Origin of the sequence: Streptococcus pseudopneumoniae, from assembly GCF_001072315.1 — a bacterium.
Taxonomy (GTDB): Bacteria; Bacillota; Bacilli; order Lactobacillales; family Streptococcaceae; genus Streptococcus; species Streptococcus pseudopneumoniae_R.
The window spans coordinates 24881-35861 of record NZ_JVLI01000204.1 but is presented as its reverse complement, the minus strand read 5'-3'; the positions used below and the strand labels follow the sequence as shown (position 1 = coordinate 35861).

Here is a 10981-nt window from a genome sequence, read left to right as displayed (position 1 = left end):
TTTGAGAACGAGTAAAGCATGATATAGCACTAGATAAATTAAGTGTAAAAGAATATGAGGATCTTTTTAGGGATAGTGGTAAGTAATACTAAAGACTCTTTGAGAGGCAAGTGACGAGTCAAGAGCAATAAGGCTTGAACAAAGTGAAAGCCAGCGTCTTTAGGCGCTGGCTGGTAATTTGGGCTTATAGCCCTGGGACAAACCACCCGTTTGACGGGTGGTCATGATTCTTTTATACTGAGCAAACTAAGAAGCTAGCCTCAGGTTGCTCAAAGTACTGCTTTGAGATTGTAGATAAGACTGACGAAGTCAACTCAAAACACTGTTTTGAGGTTGCGGATAGAACTGACGAAGTCAGCTCAAAACATGGTTTTGAGGTTGTTGATGAAGCGACGCTGACGTGGTTTGAAGAGATTTTCGAAGAGTATTAAATAGCTAAATCAAACTTCAACTGCGGCTTAACAGGGTCATAATCCACCAACTCAAAATTCTCTGATTTAATATCAAAGAAATTGGTCTTATCTGGCACATTCAAGACCAAACGTGGTTGGCAGTTTGACGGCTCACGACGAAGCAATTCCTGAGCTTGTTCAAATTGATTGTCATAGATATGGAGGTTGTTGATGAAATAAAAGAACTTTCCAACCTTCCAGCCAAAATGCTTGGCAATCATCATTTGAAGAGCCACATACTGCATAGCGTTGATGTGGTGGGCCACCAGCATATCGTTAGAACGCTGGGTCAAGGTCGCATCCAGATAGATTTCTCCAGCTACACGGCGGACATCAAACATGGTCTGAAAGGCGCATGGGAGGAGGCCGTCTGTCTCCTCAAAAGCTTGATAATCCCAGAGCGAGATAATATTGCGGCGGTTCCAAGGGTTAGCTTCCAACTGTTTGAGAAGCTTATTGATGATGTCGTGTTTCTTAACGACCGCCCCGTAACGCTCACCAATAGTTCCCGTATCTCCCACTTCCCAGTCATTCCAGTAGTGAACATTGTACTTGTCATTAAGCACTTCTAAGCTATTTGACTGATCTTGGTAGATCCAGAGAACTTCTTTGATAGCTGATTTGATGGCAATGGGACGCAAGGTTGTGATGGGGAATTCCCCCTTGGCCAAGTCATACTCGGCAAAGGCACCCGTTACATACTTGGAGTTGGCAACTGTCCCATCCTTATACTTAGGACGTGCTTGCTCTGAAAAGACACCGTCTTTGAGGATTCGTTCAATATTCTCTTTAAAAATCGTATCTGCTTTTGTCATTTCGTTTCACCTCATTCATTGTCCTAACTAGTATAGCATAAAAAAGAAAAGAGGAACATTACTAACTCTAGGTTAGCATTTTTCCTCTCTCATTATCTTATTGCAATACAAGTGATGCTGCTCCGATAACTCCAGCGTCATTTCCTAGAGTTGCAAGAGCTAATTTAGTAGATGTGCGTACTTGTGGGAAAGTATTTTCATCGTAGACTTTTTGAACACCTTGTAGAAGGAATTCTCCCGCAGCTGACACACCACCACCGATGACAATTGTTGATGGGTTCAAAATTGAACCGATGTTGGCACAAGCGATTCCCAAGTAACGTGAGAAGTTACGGTAAACGATCAAAGCAAGGTCGTCTCCTTCTTTTGCAAGGTCAAAGACAGTCTTAGCAGTTACTTCTTCTCCGTTATCAATCAAGCGTTTCAAGGCTGCATCGCCTTCGTATTCATCGGCATAACGACGAGTCAAGTTGACAATCCCTGTTGCAGAAGCCACTGTCTCAAGGCAGCCTTTCTTACCGCAAGTACATGCGATTGGTTGGTCAAAGTCAACAGTGATGTGGCCAAGCTCACCTGCTGCACCAGCAACACCGTGAAGTAATTTGCCTTCTGCGACGATACCGCCACCAACACCAGTACCGAGTGTCATAAAGACAACGTCTGGTTGATTATCACCAGCCCCCATCCAACGCTCACCAAGAGCCGCTACATTGGCATCATTATCGATGAAGAATGGAATACCCAAGGCTTTTTCAATCTTTTCTTTGATTGGTTGAAGGGTTTTCCAGTTCAAGTTGTAGGCACCAATAACAGTCCCTTTTTCACGGTCAACCACACCTGGTGATCCCATTCCAATTCCTTGGAAGTCCGCTGCAGCCAATCCAAGCAAGTCCAAACGATGTTGAATAGACTCAATCATATCATCTACGATATGACTTCCCTCATCCAAAATGTTAGTCTTGATAGACCATTTTTCTTGGATTTCTCCTGCTGTTGTCAAGATTGCAAATTTGATAGAAGTTCCACCAAGGTCAATCCCAATAATCTTTTGACTCATCATATTCTCCTTTTTCATTATGAATTAATTGAAAATGCTTACAGTACTAGTATATCAAAATTCAGTCATCTGTGCAAAGGTTTGCATTAACTTTCTAAATTTTATCTAATTTATGGTTTCCAGAGACCTGAGGCATCTACATAGTAGCGGCCTCCATCAACTCGCTCATTCTTAGCCATTTTGCCATCTGATTTCAAATAGTAGTTTCCTTGCCATGCATTGCGAGCGTATGAACCATCTGATTTCAAGTAATACCAGGCTTGATAAGAAGAGTCATAAACCCACTCACCTTGTGCCATTTTACCGTTTGACTTCAGGTAGTAAGCTCCTTGCCATGCATTGCGAGCATATGAACCATCTGATTTCAAATAATACCAAGCTTGATAAGAAGAGTCATAAATCCATTCACTCTGTGCCATTTTACCATCTGATTTCAGGTAATAGCTTCCCTGCCATGCATTTTTCACTGGATTGCCATTTCCATCAAAGTAGTACCAAGCACCATCCTGCTTAACCCAGCCACTTGTTGTTGCTGAACTTGTATCAGTTTGGGTTGTAGTCTCTTGTTTTGCTTTAAAGGCACCCTTAGGGGCATTTTTCAATTCACAAGCCACACCATCATGATCGCGGTCTAACCTGGCAGAATACCCAGGTTCTCCCTTGTGAATATCTGCGTATCCATTCGCCCAAGCTTCTTTACAACTAGAAAAATGAATATTTTCCTCTGCTGACACAGGCTGTGAAAACAAGGCTAAAACTGGCAAGGTAGCCAGACTCATTTTTAAAAATAGACGTTTGTTCATTTCTTTCTCCCATAATTATGATATCGATTTCACTATTATTTTATCAAACTTATTTCAGCAATTCAAGAGTCTCTGTGGGCTTATCCTTCAATTGATTCTAAACTTCTTTCCAAGACTCTGCTGACTGCCCTAAACCGTGTAAAAATACCAGTTTCATCTAGTTCTCCTCTAGGCTCAACTCATACAAGCCTCTCACTGCATTACTACCGTAAATAGCTTCAGCTTGTGCTAAATCTGCCAAGGTCAAGATTTTCTCTTCTACCTGTCCTGTTTCTAACAAATGCTGACGATAAATTCCTGGTAAGATTCCCAATCGGATAGGCGGTGTGTAGAGTTTCCCAGCAATTTTCAGAACCAAATTTCCAATAGAGGTTTCAAGTAATTCTCCTCTTGTATTATGGTAAATCTTCCCTTGTTCCCCTAGGCTCAAATGAGGTCGGTGAGTCGTTTTGAAGTAGATAAAAGCTTGTTGCAAATTGCCTTCCTGAAGGCAGAGTTGGGCCTGACAAAAACTTGGACTGAGGGGTGTTAATACTTGGCGTTCAACTTCTATCTCTCCAGGTTTGCTAAGGATGATTCGCAAGCGGTAATTTTGATTAGCATCACAAGTCTGACACTCTGCTTCAATCTTTTGTCTCAAAATTTCTGGATCAAAAGGATAAGCAAAATATCGACTAGCTTTTCTCAGTCTTTCCAGATGTTGTTCTTCAAACAACAAGTTCTTCTGGCTGATTTTCCCAGTCGTAATCAGCTGAAAACGAGCTTGTTTACGATAGAGAACAGCTGCCTTTTGATGAACTTCACGGTATTCAGATTCCCAAGTGCTATCCCATGTAATGCCTCCGCCTACTCCATAGATGGCTTTCCCTTGATGCAGTTGAATGGTCCGAATAGCGACATTGAAAATCCGTTGCCCATGTGGAAGCAAGAGACCAATCGTTCCACAGTAGACTCCTCTGGGTTGTGGTTCCAAGTCCTTAATGATTTCCATAGTCGCAATTTTCGGTGCGCCCGTTATGGAACCACAAGGAAAGAGTGAGCGGAAAATTTCAACAAGGTCCACATCCTCTCGCAACTGACTCTTGATGGTCGAAGTCATCTGCCATACAGTAGAATACTGCTCCACTTGACACAGACGCTCCACATGCTCGCTCCCCACCTCAGAAATACGGTTCATATCATTGCGCAAGAGGTCCACAATCATCATGTTTTCAGAGCGATTTTTGGGATCCTGTTCCAACCAACTGGCCTGCTCCAAATCTTCTTGGTCAGTCATGCCACGCTGAGTCGTTCCCTTCATTGGTCGCGTTGTCAACTCGCGGTCATTTTGCTCAAAAAAGAGCTCTGGACTCATAGAAATCACTGCCATCTCGTCATGTTCCACATAGGCATTGTAGCCCGCCTCCTGCTCTACCACCATACGATTGTAGATGGCAAAAGGATTGGCACTTAAGTCCTGCTTGAGTTGAACGGTGTAGTTAACCTGATAGGTATCACCCTGACGCAAATGATGGTGAATCTGTGCAATGGCCTTTTCATAGTCTGCTGCAGACGTTACTTCCTGCCAATTTGAAGGCAAATCAACCTCATCATAAGTCAGAGGAATAGGGGATGTTTCTACCCTATCATGAACAGTAAAATATAGCAGGTACTCTCCCAGTAGGGGAGCCTTGTGAACTGCTAATTTTTCCTCAAAAGCTGGTGCAGCCTCGTAGCTGACATAACCAACCACATAATAGCCCTGCTCTTGGTAGCTTTCCACTTGTGCCAGCAAGGCTGTTACTTCCGCTAAATCTCTCGTTTTTAACTCTTTGATAGGCTGGGTAAAGGTGTATCTCTCCCCCAAAGCCCTAAAATCAATCACTGTTTTTCTATGCATACCTTAAGTATAGCATAAAATAAGAAAACCCTCATCCGCAAAGCAGATGAGAGATTTCAATTATTTAAAGATTGAAGTTTTAAAGCTATTTGTTTGTTGAAGAAGTTTCTTGAATAATTTCTCTTTAAGTGATACGGTATTATCAAATTTAACTGAGCCATTATTAAGAGTTGCTTTATCTTTATCAACGGCAGCAGAGAATGCATTCTTCAAGTCATCGTAACTACTGTATGTAGTGCCGTCAATTGTAACTGGATTAAATCCTGCTTTCGCTTTATCAACAACTTCTTTGAAGTATTCTTTCTTCCAATCTTCTAGAGTATTAAATTTACCATCAGAAACTTTCTTAATGATGAAGTCATCACCTAGAGTAGCATGACCAGCCTGTTTAGACTCATTTTTCAGCATGTTAGAAGCGTAATTTAGGAATCCTTTTTCATATCCAAAGTAACCCCACATACGGAAGGTGTTATGTTTGAATGACATAGAGCCTGGAGCTCCTTCACTTGTATTACCACCATAGATACCAGCAGTGATAGGCACCGTTACATAGGCAGAGCCAAATCCAGTTGGGTCATAAGTACCATTACCAGGACCGTGTTTGGTCATGAAGTTCTTATCTACTAGGTCGTTAACAGAAGTTAAGTTATATTCTTTTTCTTCTGCATTCAAATCACGAACCTCATCGTATTGGTTCTTCGTATTAGCGTTACGTAATTTCTTAGCAACTTTCTTGAACCAAGCGTTGTTTAGTTCTTTGCTGCCTTTATCAAGAACGGCTTCTCCTTCAAGATAATCAAGAAGCATTAGAGTATCGTTGAAACCTTTCATGTAATGATCGATTTCAGCGCGAGATGTAAGGTCATTTGGATTTGTGTTATACCATTGATTTCCGTCATTTGGACGTTCGTAGGCCATGTTCAATCCTAGTGCTTTAAAGTCACCGTTTGGACTGGTTTCAGCAGGTGATTGTAACATACCTTGTGCAAATGCTTCTAAGTCAGTACCTTCACGGTGTCTAGAACCACCTAAGTAAACCATACGGTCGTTTACGTGAGTCGTTTCGTGAGTAAAGGCTGAGATACCGAAATCACTAATCATATCAGTAACCATGAAGAAGACTGAATCATCCTTATAAGGATTACCGTAAATACGAGCTACAGCTCCCATACGCCAGTCAGTTGCATGATAACGACCTGTTGGTCCGTATAATTCACGGATAGGTGCTACGTCTTTACCACTATTCATATGTCCGTATTTATCTGTGCTGATTCCTTTATAGTTTTGGTTATCTAACACAGGAGTTGGAACCATGTTATTGCTCTTAAGCAGTTGATTACGAACTTTATCTAATGATAAGCGAGACCAGAAGTCTAGGTAATTTTGTTGACCTTTAGCGACTTTATTGATTTCAGCTTTGAATGCTTCGCGTTCTTCTGCAGTATTCTTACCGTATTTTTCAAATGAACTGTAAGCCATAGTATTATATGTTGAGATTAAGAACATATGTGCATCTTTTAAATTCAGAAGTGGCAGAATCATCTTACCATGCATGTCGTTGTTTAATCCCTCGTAGGCTCTGTGTTTCTTATCAGCAAATTCAGGAGTTGTTGTCTTCGGTTCAACGATATATACATTATCTTTAGTAGCTTTTATGAACCAATCGTTTAAGTCTGTATCACTTGTGAATAGACGCATATTATAGTCTAAGAAACTGTTTAACTCGCCTATACCGATAACTCCACCGATCGTTTCGCGATAAGCTTCTAAAGTTCTATCACCTTTAATGTTATTTTCTTTAGAACCAATCTTAATCAAGAAGTCTAACACACTAACATTCTTACCGTAGAAGTCAGGTTTGAATAGCATTAATTCTTTAATATTAAAGTCATCGAATTTAACACCGTAGTAACGATTTAGGTAAGATAATCCAAGAAGAACTGCAGCCTTATTGTCATCAATTTTCTTAACTAAGGCACGTTTTGCAGCTTCATCAGTGTTAAGCTGGTGATCTTCATTTTCTACTAACTTCGTAACGAATTGAGTAAGATTATCTTTAACATACTTGAAACTTTCTTCTAGGTACAAGTCCTTAATTGCATTGACTTTGTTAGGACCAGTTCTACCCAAGTGTTGGTAAATCGGGTCAGATTGCAATTCAACTGGACTTAATTTGCTTTCAATAGCACTGATTAAGTCAGCACGATCTTTAACAACCATATTTGGTGTATAAACAACTTCACCAAGCTCAGCGACACTGTATTCTTTCACTTGTTTAACTTTAGATTCTTTCGGTGAAATTGTAAAGATGTCTTTTGTCTTATCTGCGTAGTGAACCAAAATATGGTCAGCATCTGTAAGATCTGTGACAAAGTTATTTCCTTTCATCGCAGTTACAGACAATACTTCTTTAGTTAACAAGTTTGAACCTTCTGCAAGCTTGTTCCCTTGGTTGACAATCCATTCTTTGTTGTAGAACGGTTGAAGTTTTTCAACATTACGGTAAGCAAGCTCACGAGAAGCATTGTAATCTTGAGTATCTTTGTAAGTGTCAGATTTTGGTTTTACATTATTTAGTGTATCTGAAACAAGAGGATTGATAACATAATCATTAGCTGTAATTCCCAATGTTGCAATTTTCTGGTCAGCTTCATCTTGAGACACTTCTTTAATTCGGTTAGAAACAGAGAATTTAAATGAACGTTTACCTGTACTTACATCTTTAACTATAAAGTTACGTTCTAATGCATTGTTTGAGAAGTATCCACCATCTTCGTCAATATCTTTAGATCCATAGAACACTTCACCATTTTCAACTTTCATCATAGACACAGAGTCTGCAACTTTACCCCATGCCCAGTTCTTACTAAGGAAACCACCTACTTCAACAGGTGTATTTACCTTAATAGTTCCTTTCGTAACAGCGTTACGAACAGAACCATACTTACCAATTCCGTTAGGATCAGAACCGTTATCGGATCTAGCAACAAATCCACCGATACGAGCTTTATTAGCAACTATATCAGCTTCTACATATCCTTTATCAACATTACCTTTCCAGATTTCGCCAACCATGCCACCGAAATCCCAACCTCTATCACCTACACCAGTAAGTTTACCGATATAAGCAACATTAGTAAGCTGTCCGCCGTTATCTAATTTGTTAACAAGTCCGGCAATTCCATCTCTACCAGTGATGCTACCAGTTACTTTAATATTCTCAACAGTAGCATTCTTAACAGTTCTAGCAAGAGCAGAAATGTTATCAATCCAAGGCATATTAATATCGACATTAGCCAAGTTAACATCTTTAACCGAACCACCTTCAATACCACCAAATAATTGACGTGTCATATTGTGGATTGAATAACGTTGTCCCTCAACACTTGATAACTTACCTTTGAACGTACCAGGAACATACTCTTTATTTGGAGTTGGTACATTAGCTGCATTTAGATCTGCGCCAAGTTTGAACTCACCGCTAGGGTTAGCTTTCATATCTTTTACAAGCTCATTGAAGTTGTAGTAAACATTACCTTCTTTTGCTTTTTGTTTTTCAAAGTAATGAATATACTCTTCGCTAAGTGTGTTATCAGCATTACGTTGAACTAAGTCTGGTGCTTTGGCAGTAACTTTATATAAAGTTTTTCCGTCTTTTTCTACTTCTTCAATCTTGTCAACAGCAAGTCTTGTAACTTTGTTGTCGTGAGTTGTAACTCGTAGGTAAAGTGGAGCAACATCAGCTGGTTTTTCTGTCAGCAAACTAGTATCTGTTTCATTACCGTCAGCGTCCACACTCATCAAGCTTGTTTCTTTGATATTTTTGATTTCAACTTTTTTGAGGTCAATTCTTAGAGGTTCTTCATTCAGAACTACTTCCTCAGCGCCTTCACCACGGTCATAAACCATCTTAGTTTCAATCTTATAATCTTTGTAGTATTGCAAATCTGTCAGGCTAGCTGTTAAGTTGTCAGGTGAAACATTCAGTGTTTTCACAATCTCATCACCTTTTTTCAGAGTTAAGGTGATAGATTTAATGGCTGCCTTACTTGGATTTTCTAGACTGTATTTAACATCTGAAGTCCGTTTCAAATCCTTAGGCTCAACTGCTGTGATGGTCAATACTGGTTTTTCAAAGCTCTTGGTACCACGTTTCAAAATTTTGTCTTGAGGTGCCTCAAGGATTTCCTCTGTAACTTTTGGAGCGTCTTCTGTTTTAACTCCTTTGATGGTGTTAAAGGTCTTGGTGATTTTTTTCTGACCTTCTTTACCTTCTTGAGCTACAACTTCTACACCTTTTTTCAGTTGGTCATCTTCTTTAACAACTTCCTTAAATGGAATCTTTTCAAGACTTTCTTCTACCAGAGTTCCTTCAATTGGTTTTGTCCCACGACTTACCTGTTGGTTTACAGGTTCCTTGGTAACTTCTGTGCTAGTTGAAAGAACTTGGTCAGTTTTTACACCTTCAACTGTTTTATAAGTTGTTTTAGTAACTTGACTACCTTTTTCACCATTTCTTACGACGGTTTCTTCGTCCGTATACTTAGTTGGATCCTCAGTCGTCTCAGTTTTGTAGTCTAAGTCTGTAGTTGATTCTTCAACAAGAGTTCCTTCAGTTACTTTATACTCAGGTAACTGTTCTTGTACAAGGGCTTGGCCAGTTTTACCTACCTCTTGAGTTCCTTTAGACTCTACTGTAGCCTCTGGCAATTCGGATTGCGTTAAGGCTTGACCTTCCTTACCTTCCTCTTGTGTACCTTTTTCTGTAATTACTAATTCAGGCAACTCATTAACAGGAGATAACATCATATGTTCAGGATCTTGTGACCCTTTTGTCGAAATAACTCCTGTATATTCTTCCTCCGGTTGCGTTAAAGCTTGGCCAGTTTTACCTTCCTCTTGCGTCCCTTTAGCTACTTGGTGACTTGGTTCAGCTTGTGGTACTGGAGTTGGAGCAGGTTGCACTTCTTTCTTAGTTCCGACTGCAATGACTTGCGACACAGGATTTTGGACTACTTGATCTTCGATGACTTCTCTAACTTCTTGACCGTTAACCATCGAAACTTTGGTTACAAGACGACGCTGACCATTTACTCCAGCTGTGACAATACGGGTCTGTCCTTCTACTAGATTCGCATCTGGACTTGTGACTGTTTCAAAAGGAATCTCCACCAAGCTCTCTTCCTGTCTTGTCTGAGGTTTTTCAGAAACTGGTTTTTCTTCAACCGCAGGAGCAACTGGAGTCTCTACTACAGGTTTTTCAACGACAGTTTCCGGAGCAACAGCAGGTCTTTCTTGAACGACTTCTGTTTTCTCGATTTCTTTTGAACTTTGATTTTCTACTGGCAACTGAGGCTTCTCAACTGAAGCTGGTCTTGATGGATGGAGTTCTGCTTCCTTGAAGTATCCAATGTATTCATAGCCATCAATGTGGATAATCCCTTCAGCTAAGCCTTCATGTGTAGAGGCTGAAATAGTTTGGTTATAAGAAAGTAATTCTTTATTTTCAAACGCAAATGTCCCATAAGGTACAAAAGTGCTAGCTCCTAAAGAACCAATCAAGAGAACACCTAGAACCTCTTTACGACCTTTTTTGGACACCAAAAAGACTGCTAGAGAAGCCGTTGCCAAGCCAAGGCCTGCTAGAGCTAGCTCCTTACTTCCTGTGTATGGAAGTTGTTGACTGTTAGTTGCCTTCTTACGATAAACCACATAAAGAATATCATCATCTTGAAATTCTGTAGGAACTTCATGGTGAATCAGAGCTTTTTCAGACTTAGTCAATTCCTGCTCTGCCAAATAACGGTAATGAACGCTATGAGCACCACCAACTTCATTGGCTTGTACCTTATCTACTGAAAGGGTACTAGCACCAAAAAGGAAGGCCCCGATGGCTACAGGACCTACCCCAACAGTGAGCTTACGAATCGAATATTTGGTGATTTTTTCTAGTTGTTGTTTTGTTTTTCTCATTC

The 10981-nt window shown here is 40.2% G+C and carries 5 protein-coding genes and 1 pseudogene; 1 reads left to right on the top strand and 5 read right to left on the bottom strand.

The window, feature by feature from the left end:
* Positions 1 to 5 precede the first annotated feature (5 nt).
* Positions 6 to 86 (top strand): annotated as a pseudogene (locus ADH54_RS11990) (IS200/IS605 family transposase); the annotation flags it as partial.
* 341 nt (positions 87 to 427) lie between these two features.
* Here ADH54_RS11990 and ADH54_RS10370 read toward each other — a convergent pair.
* The 5 genes from ADH54_RS10370 to ADH54_RS10350 form a co-directional block, all read right to left on the bottom strand.
* Positions 428 to 1267 carry a thymidylate synthase gene (locus ADH54_RS10370; protein WP_049525074.1) on the bottom strand — a complete coding sequence of 280 codons (840 nt, stop codon included), beginning with the start codon at positions 1265 to 1267 and terminating at the stop codon, positions 428 to 430.
* Positions 1268 to 1364: 97 nt separating this feature from the next.
* The gene (locus tag ADH54_RS10365; RefSeq protein ID WP_031227726.1) at positions 1365 to 2324 is read right to left on the bottom strand and encodes an ROK family glucokinase; all 960 of its coding nucleotides are present in this window, start codon (positions 2322 to 2324) and stop codon (positions 1365 to 1367) included.
* Between the two features lie 110 nt (positions 2325 to 2434).
* The gene (locus ADH54_RS12640; protein ID WP_080980865.1) at positions 2435 to 3127 is read right to left on the bottom strand and encodes an excalibur calcium-binding domain-containing protein; all 693 of its coding nucleotides are present in this window, start codon (positions 3125 to 3127) and stop codon (positions 2435 to 2437) included.
* Positions 3128 to 3284: 157 nt separating this feature from the next.
* Positions 3285 to 5006, bottom strand: a complete 1722-nt coding sequence (gene pabB / locus ADH54_RS10355; RefSeq protein ID WP_049525073.1) for an aminodeoxychorismate synthase component I — start codon at positions 5004 to 5006, stop codon at positions 3285 to 3287.
* Positions 5007 to 5066: 60 nt separating this feature from the next.
* On the bottom strand, positions 5067 to 10979 hold the full coding sequence (locus ADH54_RS10350) for a ZmpA/ZmpB/ZmpC family metallo-endopeptidase (RefSeq protein WP_049525072.1): 5913 nt from the start codon (positions 10977 to 10979) through the stop codon (positions 5067 to 5069).
* Between the last annotated feature and the right edge of the window lie 2 nt (positions 10980 to 10981).

Excerpts from the sequence above, each read along its gene's own strand:
- ADH54_RS10365 (WP_031227726.1), bottom strand. The coding sequence starts at position 2,324 with ATGAGTCAAAAGATTATTGGGATTGACCTTGGTGGAACTTCTATCAAA.
- pabB (WP_049525073.1), bottom strand. The coding sequence starts at position 5,006 with ATGCATAGAAAAACAGTGATTGATTTTAGGGCTTTGGGGGAGAGATAC.
- ADH54_RS10370 (WP_049525074.1), bottom strand. The coding sequence starts at position 1,267 with ATGACAAAAGCAGATACGATTTTTAAAGAGAATATTGAACGAATCCTC.
- ADH54_RS10350 (WP_049525072.1), bottom strand. The coding sequence starts at position 10,979 with ATGAGAAAAACAAAACAACAACTAGAAAAAATCACCAAATATTCGATT.
- ADH54_RS12640 (WP_080980865.1), bottom strand. The coding sequence starts at position 3,127 with ATGAACAAACGTCTATTTTTAAAAATGAGTCTGGCTACCTTGCCAGTT.